This is a genomic window from Moorena producens 3L (assembly GCF_000211815.1).
Taxonomy (GTDB): domain Bacteria; phylum Cyanobacteriota; class Cyanobacteriia; order Cyanobacteriales; family Coleofasciculaceae; genus Moorena; species Moorena producens.
The window spans coordinates 52,257-70,288 of the sequence record NZ_GL890944.1 but is presented as its reverse complement, the minus strand read 5'-3'; the positions used below and the strand labels follow the sequence as shown (position 1 = coordinate 70,288).

The window sequence follows — 18,032 nt, the reverse complement described above, 5'->3', positions numbered from 1 at the left end:
TTCGAGTCAGAATAAGTCAAGGTTATGTGATTGGAATAAACAAAAGTCAAAGTATCTTTTAAGCCAAAAACTAACTAAAAATCCTTACTTCTGATCCGAAGTTTCCCGATCCGAACTTCCCTATTATTAAGATTATTAAGTATTTTTGTACTGGTGCAAGATCGACAAGATCTAAATTAGAGATAAATTGTAAGCATTCAGCCGTCAGCTATCAGCTTATGCGCTACGCGCACGCTACTTGAGGTGCTTATGGGCTACAGATGTTGCTACAGATGCTGCTATCACCTTATGCGCTACGCGCACGCTACTTGAGGTGAGGTGCTTATGGGCTACAGATGGTGCTTTTGAATAAAACAGGTAAGCATTTGTTTAATCTGAGTTACGTCTGCATGATAGCTGACGGCTGACAGCTGATAGCTGTTCGCGTAGAGTGCGCGTAGCGCATATGCTTACGATAAATTAGCGATCAATCATGATTGGAATTTAAGCGATCGCATGCATCCTGAATCCCTCGCCTAACCTGGTCAAAACCAGTGCCACCATAACTATTCCGACGAGCTACGACTTGAATTGGGGCAATGGCTTGATAAATATCTTCTTCAAAGGCTGGATGCAACTCTTGCCACTGTTCGAGGCTCAAATCCTTCAGTAACTTACCGGATGCCAAACAACCTCTGACCACCTTACCCACCAGATTGTAGGCTTCCCGAAACGGAACCCCTTTTGAGGCTAAATAGTCAGCGACATCGGTAGCGTTAGAGAAATCTTCAGTAACTGCTGATGCCAAACGTTCGGTACGAAATTCTAACCCTTCCTGCCAGAGAATGGTCATGGCTTCGAGACAGGCTTTGATAGTGTTAACGCTATCAAACAGTGCTTCTTTGTCTTCTTGCAGGTCTTTGTTGTAAGCCAAAGGTAGCCCTTTCATCAATACCAACAACCCTTGCAGATGACCAAAGACACGACCAGTCTTACCTCGTACCAGTTCCGGAACATCAGGATTTTTCTTTTGGGGCATGATGCTCGAACCAGTAGCACAACTATCGATGAGAGTAACAAAGCCAAATTCCTGAGATGCCCAGAGAATGATTTCCTCTGACAATCGGCTCAGATGTACCATGATCAAACTGGCAGCACAGAGGAATTCAATGGCAAAGTCGCGATCGCTTACTCCATCGAGGCTATTACCATAAATTCCTTCAAAATGCAAGGTTTCGGCGGTATGATGTCGGTCAATCGGGAAGGTAGTCCCTGCTAAGGCTCCACAACCGAGGGGTGAGATATTCACCCGCCGTCGGATTTCCCCTAAACGCTGCCAGTCCCGCTCTAGCATTTCTACGTAAGCTAATAGGTGATGGGCTAAACTGACTGGCTGAGCCCGTTGCAGGTGAGTATAGCCAGGAATCAGGGTTTCAACATGAGCTTTGGCAAGATTGAGCAAGACCTCTTGGAAGTGACGTAATTGGTTACGAATCTGGTCAATCTGGTCTCGGAGGTAGAGTCGGGTATCTGTACCAACTTGGTCATTACGCGATCGCGCTGTATGTAGCTTCTTGCCAACATCACCCACAATATCAGTTAGGCGGCGTTCTACAGCTAAGTGTACATCTTCAGCATCAACACCAGGGTTAAATTTTCCTTGGTGGTATTCTGAACGGATTTGTTCTAAGCCAGCTACTAGCTGCTGAGCTTCCGACTCAGAAATAATGCCAGTATGGGCAAGCATCTTGACATGAGCCACAGAACCAGTAATGTCATACTCAATCAGTTCTATGTCAAAGCCGATACTGGCATTGAAGCAAGCAATTGCTGGATGTAACGCTGATTCAAATCTCTGACTCCAGGTTTTTTGCTCAGTCACAGTTTTGGAAACAAGATAAAGGACAAAAGATAAAGCACAAAAGACTCGTTAAACGAAGTTAGATTTAGTATAAGCATTCAGCTATCAGCTATCAGCTATCAGCTATCAGCTATCAGCTATCAGCTTAGGCGCGTAGAGCATAAGCTAAGAAGGGCAAATCCCCAGACTTTCAATTCTATAAAATTTGGAACTATTAAATTTTACCGTTTGGGCATTGTGCAATGGGCATAGGTGTAGACTAAGCGAACCGCACAGGCTACGGAAGATGTATCTTAAGCTGACGGCTGACAGCTGACGGCTGACAGCTGACGATTTAGTTAAACGAAGTTAGATTTCTGAATAAGTAACCAACAACTAAACCAATCACCAGCGCCACAGCCTGACCAGAATCAATAAACTTTTGCCACGCCGTCTTGATTTGACCGAGTACATCGGGATCTTCAATAGTTTGAGCCAAAACTAGCCCATCGATGGGTAACTGAGAGTTCAGCCATCCCAAGACATCAGTCCAATCGCTAATGCTATCTAACGGAACTATTACTGTTTGTATGCCTACAATCACCATTGCTATGCTTTCCTATACGTTAAATCTATTAGTCAAGCCTTGATTTTACCTGCATTACGACCAGTGTCATATCATCTCCGTTAGTTGTTGTACCAGTAAACTGCTGGACTTGCTGAAATAGGTAATCTAAAATTTCCTGAGCACTATAACTATGTTCACAGGCCCACTGGAAGCTTTGGGTTAGATTTTCCTCATCAAAGCGATTGCCATTGAGATTCGCTGCCTCGGTCACCCCATCAGTGTAGTAAATAATGGTGTCCCCTGAATCTAGCTGCACGTGAGAGTCTTCGTATTGAGAATCAATTTCTAAACCAATCAGCATCCCTCCTGCGGTATCCAAGGGTTTGATAGAACCGGTTGATGCCTGCCACAACAAGGGGGGATTGTGAGCGGCATTACTATAGGACAAAATCTTGGTTTTGGGGTCGTACTCAGAATAAAACAGGGTGACGAACCGATGGGAATTTTCCAAGTCAGGATACATAACCCGGTTCAGGTGTTCGAGAATGCGTGCAGGGGAGTGACCGTTTAGTACTTCTGCTCGCAGCATTCCCCTGGTCATAGTCATAATCAACCCAGCCGGAACCCCTTTTCCCATCACATCACCAATCACAATGCTCCAAGGTAAATAAGCACTGTGGTCATCAGTGAGATGACCATCCCCGGAGTTTTTCGGTCCGAGCTGGTCGTAGTTGGTGGGAATGAAATCGTAGTAGTCACCTCCGACACGGTTAGCGGTTTTACAGAAAGCCGCTAATTCCACCCCTTCAATTTCAGGGCATTGGCGCGGTAGTAGGCGGATTTGGATATCGGCACCAATTTCTAACTCTCGATCTAAGCGTTCTTTATGGCGTAGCTCAACTTTCAGTTCATCATTAGCGATCGCTACTGCAGTTTGGTCAGCCACTAACCTTACCAACTTCTGTCGTGTTGCTGTCCAGTTATATTGTGGGTCATGGCTAAAGATATACAAATGTCCTTGTTCAACATTTTTAACCAGAATCGGAAGACTAAACAGTTTGATATTGGGTTCAAGATAATCCCTCAAGAGTTTATCAAAGGATGCCTGAACCAGTTTCAAAGAGGTTGGTGTGTGCTGATCATTCCCCCCTTGGCCATTAGGACTTGTCACTTGGTGGGTGGTCTTTTCTATCGCTTTACGAATAGTCTGAACCACCTGAGGGTTCTGGTAGTGTAGGTCAGATCGTTGTACCTGACCATCTCGATTGAACAAGATTAAAGCTCCCCCATCGGCATCACTCACCCGTGCTGCCATTAGAGGAATTAACTCTAAAAACTGATTGAGATTGTTGAAGCTGCGTAAGGCAAACCCCAATGAACTTAACAAATCTTGAACCTTGTGCTGTTCTCGATAAAGACGTGCCACCAGTTCTTTGAGGGTGGACACAGGGTTTTTCTTAGCAGCAGCATAGGAGCTGGTGCTATTCGTTGAACTTGAGGGTTGGTGGGGAATGGGCAGTGCTGTCATTGCATCAGGTGTTAGGAGCGTTACCAGTTATGCTGCACAAACCATCAGGTTAATCAGGAGTTAGAACAGATGTCTACTCAGGTTTTGTCAAGCAGCTGTTGCTGACACTGTTGACCTGTGAAGCCTACGATGGCTGACCCTGGATCTTCACGGTAGTTTTGCTTAGGTATTGATTCAACCATGTAGGATAACTAGCGCAACAGTATGGCATCCTACAGTAGCACTGATTGCCATTTTTAGCTATTCCAGAAGTCCCAACCAATCATTCCAACTGACCTGATTTGTCTAATGATAGCCCTAATTACACTCAATGTTATTCAGGGAATCTTCTGAGTGCTGAAGTTTAATGCATTAATTAATAGCACCCGATGATTCCACGTTTCACAAATTTTTCTGTTATACTAGTTTTATCGGAATAGTTTAAGGAGTCAACTGATGAACAAGTGCGTTGGTACTACTGAAGCGGCATCTCTGTTAGGAATTTCTTCTAGACGATTGCGACAACTCCTAAGCTCTGGCCGGGTCAGAGGTGCTTATAAAAGCGGTAAATTCTGGATTATTCCCCTGTTTAACTATCTGCCTCAAATTACCAAAGGCAGACGTGGCCCAAAGGGTAAGTGGCTTAAAAATCGTCCTCCGGCTCTAGCTAAGATCAATGTCAACCGCAATCACATTGGCTCGAATATGCACAAAAGTCCCAAAGACCGGAAGCCAGTGATTTCAGTAAAACGAAGTGGCAACAATCTATACGGCAACCAAGTAGAAATCCTCGGCCCATGTCGGATTGTCTATCAGCCAGATCACCCACTCGATTGTGGCGCTCGTTTGTGGATCGAAACCTTCAGTGATGTTCACTTCATTTCTTGATGCAAAGCGCGAGTGGGGGAAACCACGGCAGTCGCTCATGGGGGAGACCACGGCAGTTGCTCATGGGGGAAACCCCCAAGACCGCACTGCCTCCCCAAGACCGCGCTGCATCGCTGGTGGCAGTTTTCCTGCTAGTCGCTAATTACCAATTACTAGGAATCCCAACACTGAAAGCTCCGTCTCTTTAGAGCCGGTCAGAAGTTACCGCAAGAATAAGGAAGCCTTTATGGTTGGTCGGCTATGAGTAAAGGGTGAAAACTTTATGATTAAGGCTTCCTTATTCTAAGGTTTCGTCTCCGGGATGAAAGTGCTTAGCGAGTTTATTCGCCTTGAAAAGATATTGAATCATAGTTGTATAATTACGCTATATGTGTTAGCGTAATTGTATACATAAGAGGTCGATTTATGATGATCATAATTGAATTCAAAGCCTACGGAAAATCGTGCCAATATCAAGCTATTGACGAAGCAATTCGGACAGTAAAGTTTATCCGAAATAGTTGTATTCGTCTGTGGATGGATAATAAGGGCACAGGAAAATATGACCTCAGCAAGTATAGTAAAATACTTGCCAAAGAGTTTCCCTTTGCCAATGAACTGAATTCAACGGCTCGACAGGCTGCGGCTGAGAGAGCCTGGTCATCAATTACTCGCTTCTATGACAATTGCAAGAAAAAAGTACCAGGAAAGAAAGGTTTTCCCCGTTTTCAAAAACACTGTAGATCTGTTGAGTACAAACAATCAGGATGGAAACTTTCCCCTGATAAAAAGTCAATCACTTTCAGTGACAAGAAAGGAATAGGAAAGCTGAAACTCAAGGGTACCTGGGACTTGTGGCGCTTCGATAAAAAATTGATCAAACGGGTTCGCATTGTCACAAGGGCTGATGGGTACTACGTTCAGTTTTGCGTCTCTGTTGATGTAAAAGAGCAATTAGACCCAGCTGATACCACTCTAGGCTTAGATGTAGGACTAAAAGAGTTCTATACCGATTCTAGGGGAAACACTGAACCTCATCCTCGCTTCTATAGGGCAGGAGAGAAGCGTCTAAAATTTTATCAACGCCGAGTATCTCGGAAAAATAAAGGCTCATCTAACCGTAAGAAAGCCATTAATAGATTAGGCAGACAACACCTTAAAATAAGTAGGCAGCGTGAAGAACATGCCAAGAGACTGGTTAGAAGTTACCGTAAGATAGTGGAGCCTTATTACAAAAGATTTAACCCTTTTATGCAAAGCCGAACACCCATAAAGGCTCCACTATCTAAGGTTTCGTCTCCGGCGCGTTGCGTAATCCGGTCTAACGACCTGGTTGCCTATGAAGATTTAAGAGTCAAGAATTTGGTTAAAAACCATTGCCTTGCTAAGTCTATTAATGATGCTGGTTGGTATCAATTTAGAAAATGGTTAGAGCACTTTGGCGAAAAGTTTGGCAGAGTCACTGTTCCAGTCAATCCTGCCTATACAAGCCAGAATTGCTCAGAATGTGGCGAAGTGGTCAAGAAGTCACTATCAACTAGAACTCACGTCTGTGAATGCGGTTGTGAATTAGACCGTGACCACAACGCCGCAATCAATATCCTAAAAAGAGCCTTGGGTACGGTGGGGCACACCGGAACCTGGATCATAGATCAGAACGCTTCGGGAGATCTGGCCTCTACTGTTCTTGGTTCCGGCCAGGAACAGCAAGTCGGGTCGTTGAGCGAAGAATCCCCGTCCTTATAGGGCGGGGAGTGTCAACGATTTTTCTCTAATAGGCATTCTGCAGCTTCTAGCATATCTGCAGCAATATCTCTGAGGTCTTGCCGATTCTCTAGATATGTCGATAACGCATCTATGGGGTCAATACTGTTACCTATACCAAGTTCCGGCAAGCGGGGACGGGCTAGCTGGCTGACTAATTCTGGACGAATGGTATAGTGGTGGGCTGCCCTCAAGGATTCATGTATGGCACTATTGTCAATTAGGTCGAGCTGCTCAGAACGTAGCTTGTAAATCAGCCGGACTATAGCGTTTTTAATAATTTCGTTACCAATAGCGTTTAGTAAAGTACTTTGGGGATCATCTGCTTCAGCAAGGTTGACCTCAATGGTACGGAAGGGACGCACTGACAAGGGACAAAATTCCCACTGAACATGACCTTTGGACAGCTCAATCATGACATAACCTTTGTCTTCCTTCTCTTCACTGAAATCGACCCGCTCAATGCTGCCAGGGTAAATGACTGGCGGGTCATTGGAGTGGTTGAGATTCTGGTGTTGGTGGATGTGTCCTAAAGCTACATAATCAAAGCAGGGTCGAGTCAGCAGCGAGAGCGGAATAGTAAAACCTTTACCAACGGCTAGGAAGCGTTCTGCACCAAATCTAGCTTGGTCTGCCATTAAATGACCTAACAAGACCGTTGGCAGGTTTGGGTCTAGTTGACGAATTTCTGCTTCTAAGATTGGCTCAAGCCGTGAGATCAGGAGTTGGTTAACCTCGGCTAGGGTTAGACCTTCGGTGTCTGGGCGACTGAGAAGGGTGGAGTTGGTTAGCCACGGTAGAGTAATCACCTGTACTCGACCATTGTCGGTTTGAATCTTATGAGTTTCGATGCTATCCCCTACTACAAATCCAGGCACGCCTAAGGTGCGATAAATACATAAGCTAGCACCTCCTTGTCCTTGGGAGTGTTGGTCGTGATTTCCTACTAGTAAAACGGTAGGAATGTTTACATCTACTAAGCGGCGAAATTGATTAGCAAAAGCTTGTTGAACATAAGGTGGTGGTGTGGCATCGGGAAAGGCATCACCGCCAAAAAGAACTAAATCCACAGGTTCGGTAATGGCTCGGTCAATACATTTAGCTAGGGTATTGACAAAATCTTCTAAACGTGTATTGATTCCAGTAGCAGGGTTGATTCGTCCATGGGAGAAACCACTACCCATGTGGATATCAGATAGGTGAAGAATTTTGATCATTAGCCATGATATAGCGCTACGCGCAAGTCAGAAGTCAGAAGTCAGAAGTCAGAAGTCAGAAGTCAGAAGTCAGAAGTCAGAAGTCAAAAGTCAGAAGTCAGAAGTCAGAAGTCAAAAGTCAAAAGTCAAAAGTCAAAAGTCAGAAGTCAGAAGTCAAAAGTAAGCGATTACTTACGTTTTGGAGTTTAGGAGCGATGCAGCGTCAAACATTTGAATGGGTAGTGCTATACTATTAGAAAGTAGACATGATGAGATTAGGAAATAGCAATTAACATTTTTTAAATTGCTATTTTCCTATTAATTGCTATAGTCAGTTTTTGATTTTTGGAAACATCCCTTTGATTATTGGTCAAGAATGTCAGATAAAGCTTCATGAATGACCTGTTTTTGATCAGAATCGTATTTCCAGCGCTTGAGAAATTCTTGGTAGTTGCCAACTCCAGTAAGGGCGCTTTGCCTTAACTGTTGGGCAATGTCAAACAGGCTTGGCATGTTTAGTTGTTTAATGAGATTAGCACTACGCGATCGCACTCGGTCTGATCCTTGAGCCATGTCTTCTTTGCCATTGCGGCGATGGTTCAATGCCATTGCCGCTGACATAGCTAAATTTTTGACTAACAGTTCGGCTACGATTTCGGGGGATGACTCTAGGGCTGTGATCACCTCTGGTGAGGGATTGTCAGCTAAGGTGCTGTCACTGGTAAGGTAGGTGACAAAGAAACCTCTAGCACCATTCTTGCTCTTGACTAAGGATGCGATCGCTTCGGTAATTTCTGGCGATGTTAGTTCCCCTGTTACCATTTTGGTCATTATCGATTCGGTGAATGCGATCGCATCATCAAACGTTACGGTTTCCAAAATCTCCATGGCAGTTCTGAGGCTAGTTCCATAGTGGGTCAGTTTCAATTTGACCACAATTTTAGTAGAACCGCAGATAGAGCTTTTACGATCAATCCCCCAAAGTTATCAGCGGTCAGCGGTCAGCGGTCAGCGGTCAGCGGTCAGTGGTCAGCGGTCAGTGGTCAGTGGTCAGTGGTCAGTGGTCAGTGGTCAGCGGTCAGCGGTCAGCGATCAGCGGTCAGCGGTCAGCGATCAGCCGTCAGCCGTTGGCCTTGGCCTTTAGCTGATTACTGATTACTGATTGCTGATTGCTGATTGCTGATTACTGATTTATTATAGCTGATAGCTGATAGCTAATTACTGATTACTGATTACTGATTACTGCTTACTGCTTACTGATTACTGATTACTGATTACTGATAGCTGATAGCTAATTGCTGACAAACCAAACCCTAACTCTTGACAATTGCTCCAAAATCTGCTAACACACGAGCATGATTCCGCAACAATCCCAACAAATTCAACCGATTACTGCGAATATTGGGGTCAGGATCCATCACCAACACACTCTGGTCACCATCAAAGAAAGTGCTAACTGTAGGAGCAATCTGTTCTAGTGCTTCCACTAATTTCTGATAATCTCGCTCTTCCTGAGACGCTTTAATTTTCGGCACTAATTCCACTAGGGCATCATAAAATGCTTGCTCACAAGATTTCTGGAAGTATTCCGGAGTCACTACTGTTGTTGGTTGTAACTCTTTGGTATCTAAATCCCCTTGTTTAGCTAAACGAGCTGAACGGTTGACAGTTTCATAGATTTTATCCAGCGTACCATTATCTCGGATAGACTGAAGAAACAAAGCGCGATCGCGTACATCTAACACATCAATTAATGCCCTGTTTTGATACTCGGGATCATCTTCTCCTAACACAGCATTCACTAAATCATAGTCAATTTTATTTTCTTCTTGGAGCAGAGTCCGAATCCGTTGTAAGAAAAATTCTTGTAATGACTCTATTGGTGAGTTTTTGTCTGGATAAGCAGCTACAAAATCTGCAGCAATATCTTGTAGCAACTGTTGGAGATTAATCGGTAAGTTGGCATCCCAGGTAATGTTGATAATACCATTAGCCGCACGACGTAGAGCAAAGGGGTCAGAAGAGCCTGTGGGTAACATGCCTAAACCAAAGATACTGACTAAAGTATCTAGCCTGTCTGCTAATCCTACCACTTGCCCGGTCAGGGTTTGAGGTAGAGCATCCCCTGCACCTCTGGGTAAATAATGCTCAAAAATTGCTGTTGCGACTTGCTCAGATTCCCCACTAGTAACGGCATACTTTTGTCCCATTACCCCTTGTAATTCAGGAAATTCATAGACCATCTGGGTAACCAAGTCGGCTTTACACAGTAAGGCCGCTCTTTGAATCTGAGTAATCGCCTCTGGTGAGATTAGATTAGGAGAGTGTTGACGTAACTGGTCAGTAATTTGACTCGCTATCTTTTCTATTCTACCGACCTTTTGGCGTACTGAACCCAAATCTTTCTGAAAAGTGACCTTCTCCAGTTGGGGTAAATAGCTTTCCAAGGGTGAGTCGATATCGGTTTTGTAGAAAAACTGTCCATCGGCTAGCCTGGCTCGGATTACCCGCTCGTTCCCAGTAGCAATAATTTCGGATTTAGCCGGGTCACCGTTACCAATAGTAATAAAATAGGGGATAAGTTCAGTAGCCGCTTCGGTTTTGAATACTGGGAAGTAGCGCTGATGAGACACCATCTCTGTGGTGACCACTTCTTGAGGTAAATTCAAGAATTCTGAGGAAAATTTACCTACTACTGCTGTCGGCCATTCCACTAAATTAGTGACTTCTTCCCATAACTCAGGGTACAGAGGGGTATAACCACCTAATTGTTTAGCGGCTGATTCCACTTGTGATTTGATTGTCTCGCGACGTGCTTCAGGGTTGACCTCTACATAAGCATTGCGCAAATAGGACTGATAATCTGTTGCTTGGGGAATCTCTACTGGTTTGGGAGACAAGATCCGATGACCACTGGAAATGCGATCGCTTTTTATAATCTCGGCATTATTATCTAACTCTACCGGTAGCACTACATCATCCAAAAGTGTGACTAGCCAGCGAATCGGACGGGGAAACTTTAAATCTCCATTGGCCCAGCGCATGAACCGTCTTCCTTCCAATCCAAATATCCATTGGGGAATCAGTTCCGTTAAAATTTCCGTAGCGGGGCGACCGGATATCTGTTTCTGAACAAAGACAAATTCGCCTTTAGCCGTATCTCTGAGGAATAGATTATCTACCTCTACCCCCTGTTTACGGGCAAACCCAATCGCTGCTTTAGTAGGTTGGCCATCCTTAAACGCTGCCTTAGCTGGTGGTCCTTTAACCTCTTCTTCTCGGTCGGGTTGCTTTTGAGGTAATCCTTTAATGATAACTGCTAAGCGGCGAGGGGTGCCGTAAATCTCAATTCCTTCTGGAGTAAGAAAGTACTCATCCAGGGTTTGGGGAATTCTCGATTGCCACTGTGCGATCGCACTATCCACAAAATCTGCGGGTAATTCTTCTGTACCGACTTCTAATAAAAATGTAGACATAGGGAACTGATTACTAATCAAAACCATAATCTTTAACTACCAATTCCCCCAGTGTACCTCTTGAGATTCTAGACCTGGTTATGATAGTTTTCACAGAAAAACCAGAGTTACAGCGACTGTCGCCAAACTCGACCTCAAACGCCCTTATGTAGTTAGCATCAGTAGTAGGGGCGTACGACGTGCGCCCCTAAAAGTATAGTTATTGCGTAAATGCTGAGTTAGAAACCGTCGGGAAAAAACAGGTTGACTCAGAGTTACACTCACAGATCAAGCTAAATCAGATAACTAAATCGTCAGAAAGTTGCTAGCGCTGGCAATAGTGCTAACTTGTGCATTATTCACAACTGCTAAGACTTCACTGTTAGCAGAGATTTCCACATCACCACCACTTTGGTTAAACGTCAAGTTACTAAAAGTCAAGGCACCAGACAGACCCAGGAACATCTTACCAGCCTCAAAGTTAATGATAGTATCAGTTCCTTTGCGTGCTTCTAGGACAACAATATCCTGACCACCCCCAAGCCTGATCGTATCGTTGCCAAAGCCACCAACAACGAAATCATTACCAGTGCCAGTGTCTATGAAGTCATTACCGATACCCCCATAAACTGAGTTACTGCCTCCGGAGGAGAATATCCGGTCATTACCAGTGCCGCCATAAATGTTGTCAGAGTTGGAACCGCCGAAAATCAGGTCATCTCCAGCACCACCATAGAGAATGTTTACTCCCTCACTGCCAAAGATTGTGTCATTACCACCTTGACCGTAGATTGTGTCATTATCAGCAGTACCGAAAAGAGTTTCATCGTTGCTTGTGCCTACAATTACTTCATCTTTCGGCACAACTTTCAAGTTATCCACTAGTAGGGCGGATTCCAATAACTCATCTTCTACATCCACCACTGCCATACCTACTAGATAAGTACCAGAAGTTGGGAATTTGTAGGTAAAGGTATTGTAGTCTGTTTCCTGACGAAATCCTGTAGGAGACAGGAGAAATGAACTATTTGTATCTGCGAGGTTAAATAAAACGTTTGGGGTGATGGAGACAAAGGCAAAATCCTTGAAGGTGGAGTCAGGGGTAAGCTCATCAGTGAGGAAGTTAAAGTCGAAGCTCAAAACATCTCCAGCGTTGACTGTAATAGGTTTTAGCTTGAGAGCGGATCCTTCTTTGGCATCCCCATTGCCAAAACCATCTATAGTGCCTGGGTTCAAACCCAAGAGGTTTTCAAGTTCGCTATCACTTACAGAACCCACATCATTAGTAATTAAAGCCTGAAATTTTCCCTGAGAAGGGATACTGCCAAATGCCGCTGTCTCAATGCTGGCATCGCCGATAGTGTTCCAATTTATGAAGTCGCCAGTCTCAAATCCAAAAATAGTAGTCATCATATTTTGTCTTTGGTAGATTAAATTATTGACACAAGAAGGTCATTGCAGACAAACAAATTTTGACTAAGCTCACCTCAAGGCATCATAAGTTGATACACCAGTTGATACACCAGTTGATACACCAGTTGATACACCCTAATTCAGACTCGTAAAACCGATAAAGTTTTCGTAGATTCCCCTTTAAATCAACGTTTAAATGTTGGAGTATTCATGAAAAATTCAAATACCTTAAGGTGTCTTATTTTTTTACCCTGAAAATTTTTATATTTTGCTTGACTTGACTATTTATCAATTTATCAATTCTTTTTTTAAAGAAAAATACTTTTATTTAAAGTATTCGTAAAGTTAAGACTAAACTTGTTCAAGTTTTAGTTAAAATTAGGGAATCACAGTTAGCTAGGTAACGCCCATAAACTAGATACCATCAGTTATCCGGGGAATCTTCACAGATTTCAGGGATCGTAACACTGCCAAAGTCAGCAGCATCGATTCATTCACAATAGGTTTGATTACTTGTATAGCGGTTTTCAATTTGGTGAGGTACACAATTTTGGGATTTTAGGGAACAGGAATCCCCCCTAACCCCAGGGCTGTTTCTTGGGTCCGACTAAAATGTGATAGGTGCGCTTTCCGGAGACAAAACCTTGAAGAGTGGTTTGAAGTTACCGTAAGACAGGCTCGCTTTATTCCACGAGTTTTAACCCTTTTATGCATAGCCTGCCGACGCTCATTGGCGAGCCTGTCTAAGGTTTCATCTGAGGCCTTATTACAAAAGTTTTAACCCTTTTACCTATAGCCAGTAACCCATAAAGGCGACCCTCTGAATGCGGTAACTTCGTTCCCGCATTCAGAATTAAATTCCCTCAAGGCCCGCGCCTCCTAGGCCGGGGAACCCGGCCTAGGGTCGCGCCTTCGGGTCGCACCTTTGGATAGGAGGTGGGGAGAAACGGGAGAAACGGGAGATAGCGGTGCGAAGCACCGTCGGGGAATTTTTTTTAATAAAAAGGTATTTTTATTAAAAAAACCCTCTCCCCAGCACCCCACCTCCCTTTCACCCGATTGACCTGACAATTTATTCCAAATAATGAAACAGCCCTGGCATAACACCAAAAAAATCTCGTATTTCTTTTCTACTGTTCTCTGTTCCCTGTTCCGGTGATCCGCTGTTCCCTGTTCCCTAATACTTAATAAGATTAAACCTGAAATCCCATAGCCTGAAGTCCCTGACGAAGACGCTGAGCTTCAGCTGGGTTATCGGTTTCGTGAAGTGCGATCGCTTTTTTAAAGGCTGATAAACTCTGATCAACCTTGCCCAGTTTAAGCCAAACCACTCCCAAGTTTTGATAAGCCTCTCCATACTCTGGGTTGAGTTGAATCGCTTGCTGATAGGATGCGATCGCATTTTCCATCTGACCCAAAGCCTTCCAAGTCATGCCCAGATTATTATGTCCAAGGGCAAAACTTGGGTCTATCTTCACTGCCATTTCATAGGCGGTTTTGGCGTGATTCAACTCCCCTGCTTGTAACAACAAACTGCCCAAGTTATTGTAAGCTCCTAATTTCAACTGGGGCAAAATCGGTTGTTGGATCGCTTGTTGGTAATGTATTGCTCCTGAATTAAGCTCTCCTTGGCGAGTATAAGCATTCCCCAGATGGTAGTGCAGTTCAAATAATACCGCTGGCTCTAGCTCAGTGCCAGTTAAACCACGCTTGAGTAACTCCAGACCCTGGTCTACTTGATTATTTTGAATATAAAGCGCCCCGAGTTTACTACACACATAAGCATCAAACGGATGACTAGCCAGATAGCCTTCCATCGCCGTAAGCGCTCTAGTCAACTTATCCCGTGATGCGATCGCATCATCGCTATAACCGTAGTGTAAGATTGCCACCTGGGATAGAGACACCACCTGCCATTGGGGTTCTCGTTGTAACATTTGCGCTACAGTATCATCCACCATAGCATGATAGGGGCGAGAAAAGCGAATCTCTGGGTGATAGCGAAACAAACGGGACACCAGAGAATAGGGAGATTGAGTTGCACCCACTTCTTGCCGGACTAGATTAATAACTAGATAGGAACTATTTTGGATTGCCTGCTTAATTTCCGGTACAACTTCCGGTTTCAACACTTCATCAGCATCCAACACCAGCACCCATTCCCCTTGCACATACTTCAATGCCTGATTGCGAGCAGCTGCAAAATCATTACACCATTCAAACTGATAAACTCTAGCACCATAGCTTTGCGCCACCTCAATCGTTCGATCCGTTGAACCTGTGTCTAGGACGACCATCTCATCCACTACATCCTTGACACTACTCAAACATTGTGGTAATGATTCTTCCTCATCTTTAACAATCATGCATAGGCTAAGCATGGCATTAGTCATTGGTTAGGAGGTTTAAGGTTAGCCAGTTGAAGGTTAGGAGGTTGAAGGTTAGGCGGTTGATGATTGACGGTTAGACGGTCGATGGTGAGACGGTTGATGGTGAGACGGTTGTTGAGGATTAGAGGCTTAAGAAGAGCAAACCTGGATTTATAACATTCAAGCTGTAAGGTAAGCTACAAGGGACGCCAAGGGCAAACAACCTGCAACCTTCAACCTGCCAACCTGCAACCTGTAACCTGCAACCTTCAACCTGCCAACCTGCCAACCTGCCAACCTGCCAACCTATAAAACACCAATATCAAACCGTAACCGAAGCTTTAGGTCGAGCAAAAATCATCCTACCTGCTGAAGTCTGCAACGCTGAGGTAACAATCACTGGCAGTTCAACACCCATGTGTTTATACCCTTCTTCCACCACTACCATTGTGCCATCATCTAGATAACCAACTCCCTGGGTAGGTTCTTTACCCCCCTTAAGGATTTTCAGCTCTAGGATGTCACCTGGTAGATACAGAGGACGCACGGCTTGGGCTAAATCATTGACATTCAACACTGGCACCTTTTGGAGGTTAGCCACTTTACTCAAGTTGTAATCATTGGTTAAAAGAGTGCCATTAATTTCCTGGGCAAAACGTACCAATTTGGTATCTACAGTTTGTAGGTCATCGTAATCAGCCGAATGAATCACCAAGCGTTCTGGATAAACGGCTTGCATCCGATTTAGGATATCTAGGCCCCGTCGTCCCCGAGTGCGCTTCTGATCATTGGCAGCATCGGCAAGTTGCTGCAATTCTAGTAAGACAAACTGGGAAACCAGAATTTGACCTTCGATAAAACCCGTCTCAAGCAGTGCTTCGATCCGACCATCAATGATACTGCTAGTATCTATAATTTTACTTGAGGCTGATTTGAGGGTGCCTTCTGCCACTAAAACTGATTCCAGGCTGTTAGGATTGATCAGCTGCAAGAAGGTGCGACCATGGGTATCGGCTAGACTAACCCCCAAGAACGAAAACATCACACTTCCTAAAATGGCAGTCAGGGGTTTGATGAAGGAAAATTCCGAGGGGATGGGGAGTAAGAAAATCGGCGCTAGCATCAAATTAGCTAACAGCAGTCCCAGGATCAGACCAATAGACCTGGTTAAAATCACCTCCATTGGCATTTTTCGCACTTGGGCTTCTACCCGACGGTAACTTACTTGGGCCATTAACCCTAGTGCTAGTCCGATAATGGCACCAAAGCATGCAGTAGTCGAGCGTAACGCTGTCAAATTGCTGACTTGATCTTGCACATGACCGGGTAGCAATTCCACACTGTCGAAGCCTATGCTTGCTGCTGCTATGATAAATAAAAGTATAATGACGAAGTCAAGCATTCTTCCTTTCCAATTGGTTTTGTAGTTGTTTTTTTAGGAAAACTTTTTAAACGATTGCATAAACTGTCGTCAACGTGATAGTCAACAACACTATTTAGTATATCCTTTATATCGCTGTATTCTCTGATCCGACTTAGCTTCATTAAACCGTTGAATTGCCTAGGCTAACCGAGGGATAGCTTGGGCAATTATATTCGCTGGAGTTATCTGCTCAAGGGAGTTACAGGTTTCCTACTGTTGACTCTTCTTAAGGGGGGAATCTCGCTCCGGAGGAGATTGAGGTTAGCCAAAAGATGATCACAAAACTAATAAAAAATTTATTTAATTAATAACTGTTCATCCCAACGGTCGGATTGGCTTACCTGATTGAAGTATTACCGTAAAAAGCCCGTGGTCAATTTATTACATAATTCTGAGAAAGATTGCGATTCTTTAAGAGTCAGTGCCGCCTATGTTCATATTCCCTTTTGCCGACGCCGATGCTATTACTGTGATTTTCCAGTCTCTGTGGTAGGGGATAAGGCCACACAGAGTACCTCTAGCATGATTGACCAGTATGTCGAGGTGTTATGTCAGGAAATTAATATCACTCCACCGACCACAAGCAGTTTAGACACAGTTTTCTTTGGAGGTGGAACCCCCTCTCTGCTGACAGTTGAACAACTAGCCAAAATCCTCGACACCTTGGACAGGCGCTTTGGAATTGCAGCTGATGCCGAGATTTCCATGGAGATGGATCCAGGAACCTTCAACAAGGATCAGTTAACGGGATACCGAGATTTGGGGGTCAATCGAGTCAGCTTAGGGGTTCAGGCATTTCAAGATAAATTATTGAGCAATTGTGGCCGTACCCATGACTCTAAAGATATAGTCACTGCTATCGAACTGATCCATCAAGTAGAGGTTCCCGAATTTAGTCTTGATTTAATCTCTGGTCTACCGGCTCAAACCCTAGAACAATGGCAGGAGTCTCTGGAAATAACGGTCAAGATTGCCCCTACCCACATTTCCAGCTATGACCTAGTCCTTGAGCCTGTGACTGCCTTTGGCCGCCAGTACACCTCTGGAACTAAGCCGTTACCGACTGATGAAACCACTGTCATGATGTACCGCTTAGCACAGCAGGTGTTTACTAGTGTGGGGTACGAACATTATGAAATTTCTAACTATGCCTTGCCTGGTCATCAATGCCGTCACAATCGGGTCTATTGGGAAAACCGCCCTTATTACGGTTTTGGCATGGGTGCGGCTAGCTATACTCAAGGATATCGGTTCACTAGACCACGCACGAGGCGGGAGTATGATGCTTGGGTGGAACAGTTACTAGAAGCGGGTGGGGTTTGGGATGGCTCACCCACGACTTCAGAGGATGTGTTGTTAGAAACCCTAATGCTAGGTCTACGCTTGGCAGAGGGGTTGAGTCTATCTATGCTAGCTCAGAGGTTTGGGGAAAAAATTCTGGAACAGATTTGGATGGGTTTGCTGCCATACTACGGTTGTAACTGGGTAGAGGTTGTGGGAGATAATGGCGAAAGGGTTAATTTAACCTATGGTCAGAGGTTACCAGTGGCGGGAGGGTTGAGATTAACTGACCCGGAAGGGTTTTTGTTCTCGAATACCATTCTGGCTGACTTGTTTCATCTTTTGGGGTAGGAGCCCGTGATTTGTTGAT

At 44.4% G+C, this 18,032-nt stretch carries 14 protein-coding genes and 1 pseudogene; 6 read left to right on the top strand and 9 right to left on the bottom strand.

Annotated elements, in window-relative coordinates:
- Positions 1-466 precede the first annotated feature (466 nt).
- The 3 genes from argH to LYNGBM3L_RS21630 form a co-directional block, all read right to left on the bottom strand.
- Positions 467-1,861 carry an argininosuccinate lyase gene (gene argH / locus LYNGBM3L_RS21640; RefSeq protein ID WP_008187898.1) on the bottom strand — a complete coding sequence of 465 codons (1,395 nt, stop codon included), beginning with the start codon at positions 1,859-1,861 and terminating at the stop codon, positions 467-469.
- A gap of 313 nt (positions 1,862-2,174) precedes the next feature.
- The gene (locus LYNGBM3L_RS21635) at positions 2,175-2,426 is read right to left on the bottom strand and encodes a hypothetical protein (protein WP_008187897.1); all 252 of its coding nucleotides are present in this window, start codon (positions 2,424-2,426) and stop codon (positions 2,175-2,177) included.
- Positions 2,427-2,454: 28 nt separating this feature from the next.
- Positions 2,455-3,915 (bottom strand): GAF domain-containing SpoIIE family protein phosphatase, encoded by a 1,461-nt coding sequence (locus tag LYNGBM3L_RS21630; RefSeq protein WP_008187896.1) that lies wholly within the window; start codon positions 3,913-3,915, stop codon positions 2,455-2,457.
- Positions 3,916-4,350: 435 nt separating this feature from the next.
- Here LYNGBM3L_RS21630 and LYNGBM3L_RS21625 point away from each other — a divergent pair, with 435 nt between their 5' ends.
- Positions 4,351-4,782 (top strand): helix-turn-helix domain-containing protein, encoded by a 432-nt coding sequence (locus tag LYNGBM3L_RS21625; RefSeq protein ID WP_008187894.1) that lies wholly within the window; start codon positions 4,351-4,353, stop codon positions 4,780-4,782.
- A 408-nt stretch (positions 4,783-5,190) separates the two neighbouring features.
- Positions 5,191-6,507 (top strand): RNA-guided endonuclease InsQ/TnpB family protein, encoded by a 1,317-nt coding sequence (locus LYNGBM3L_RS21620; protein WP_044494271.1) that lies wholly within the window; start codon positions 5,191-5,193, stop codon positions 6,505-6,507.
- Positions 6,508-6,518: 11 nt separating this feature from the next.
- Here LYNGBM3L_RS21620 and sbcD read toward each other — a convergent pair whose 3' ends face one another.
- Positions 6,519-7,742 (bottom strand): exonuclease subunit SbcD, encoded by a 1,224-nt coding sequence (gene sbcD, locus LYNGBM3L_RS21615; RefSeq protein ID WP_008187888.1) that lies wholly within the window; start codon positions 7,740-7,742, stop codon positions 6,519-6,521.
- Between sbcD and LYNGBM3L_RS44075 the strand changes: the two genes are divergently transcribed.
- On the top strand, positions 7,735-7,905 hold the full coding sequence (locus LYNGBM3L_RS44075; RefSeq protein WP_044494246.1) for a hypothetical protein: 171 nt from the start codon (positions 7,735-7,737) through the stop codon (positions 7,903-7,905). The two genes, sbcD and LYNGBM3L_RS44075, sit on opposite strands and share 8 nt — an antisense overlap.
- Before the next feature lie 179 nt (positions 7,906-8,084).
- Here LYNGBM3L_RS44075 and LYNGBM3L_RS21605 read toward each other — a convergent pair whose 3' ends face one another.
- Complete coding sequence (locus LYNGBM3L_RS21605; RefSeq protein ID WP_324293503.1) at positions 8,085-8,657, bottom strand: sll1618 family protein; 573 nt, start codon at positions 8,655-8,657, stop codon at positions 8,085-8,087.
- Here LYNGBM3L_RS21605 and LYNGBM3L_RS49935 point away from each other — a divergent pair.
- Both LYNGBM3L_RS49935 and LYNGBM3L_RS49930 read left to right on the top strand, forming a co-directional pair.
- Positions 8,634-8,786 (top strand): annotated as a pseudogene (locus LYNGBM3L_RS49935) (hypothetical protein); the annotation flags it as partial. The gene LYNGBM3L_RS21605 and the pseudogene LYNGBM3L_RS49935 overlap by 24 nt on opposite strands.
- Positions 8,747-8,869 (top strand): hypothetical protein, encoded by a 123-nt coding sequence (locus tag LYNGBM3L_RS49930; protein WP_353737184.1) that lies wholly within the window; start codon positions 8,747-8,749, stop codon positions 8,867-8,869. The pseudogene LYNGBM3L_RS49935 and the gene LYNGBM3L_RS49930, both read left to right, overlap by 40 nt.
- Before the next feature lie 165 nt (positions 8,870-9,034).
- Here the strand turns inward: LYNGBM3L_RS49930 and glyS are convergent, their stop codons facing one another.
- From glyS to LYNGBM3L_RS21580, 4 genes are all read right to left on the bottom strand, one after another.
- On the bottom strand, positions 9,035-11,197 hold the full coding sequence (gene glyS, locus LYNGBM3L_RS21595) for a glycine--tRNA ligase subunit beta (protein WP_044494267.1): 2,163 nt from the start codon (positions 11,195-11,197) through the stop codon (positions 9,035-9,037).
- Between the two features lie 285 nt (positions 11,198-11,482).
- Positions 11,483-12,589 carry a calcium-binding protein gene (locus tag LYNGBM3L_RS35015; RefSeq protein ID WP_052308470.1) on the bottom strand — a complete coding sequence of 369 codons (1,107 nt, stop codon included), beginning with the start codon at positions 12,587-12,589 and terminating at the stop codon, positions 11,483-11,485.
- 1,193 nt (positions 12,590-13,782) lie between these two features.
- The gene (locus LYNGBM3L_RS21585; RefSeq protein ID WP_008187875.1) at positions 13,783-14,955 is read right to left on the bottom strand and encodes a tetratricopeptide repeat protein; all 1,173 of its coding nucleotides are present in this window, start codon (positions 14,953-14,955) and stop codon (positions 13,783-13,785) included.
- 325 nt (positions 14,956-15,280) lie between these two features.
- Positions 15,281-16,360: a PIN/TRAM domain-containing protein gene (locus LYNGBM3L_RS21580; protein WP_044494244.1), complete on the bottom strand. Its 1,080-nt coding sequence runs from the start codon at positions 16,358-16,360 to the stop codon at positions 15,281-15,283.
- 390 nt (positions 16,361-16,750) lie between these two features.
- Here LYNGBM3L_RS21580 and hemW point away from each other — a divergent pair, with 390 nt between their 5' ends.
- Positions 16,751-18,013: a radical SAM family heme chaperone HemW gene (gene hemW, locus LYNGBM3L_RS21575; protein ID WP_044494242.1), complete on the top strand. Its 1,263-nt coding sequence runs from the start codon at positions 16,751-16,753 to the stop codon at positions 18,011-18,013.
- Positions 18,014-18,032: the final 19 nt, after the last annotated feature.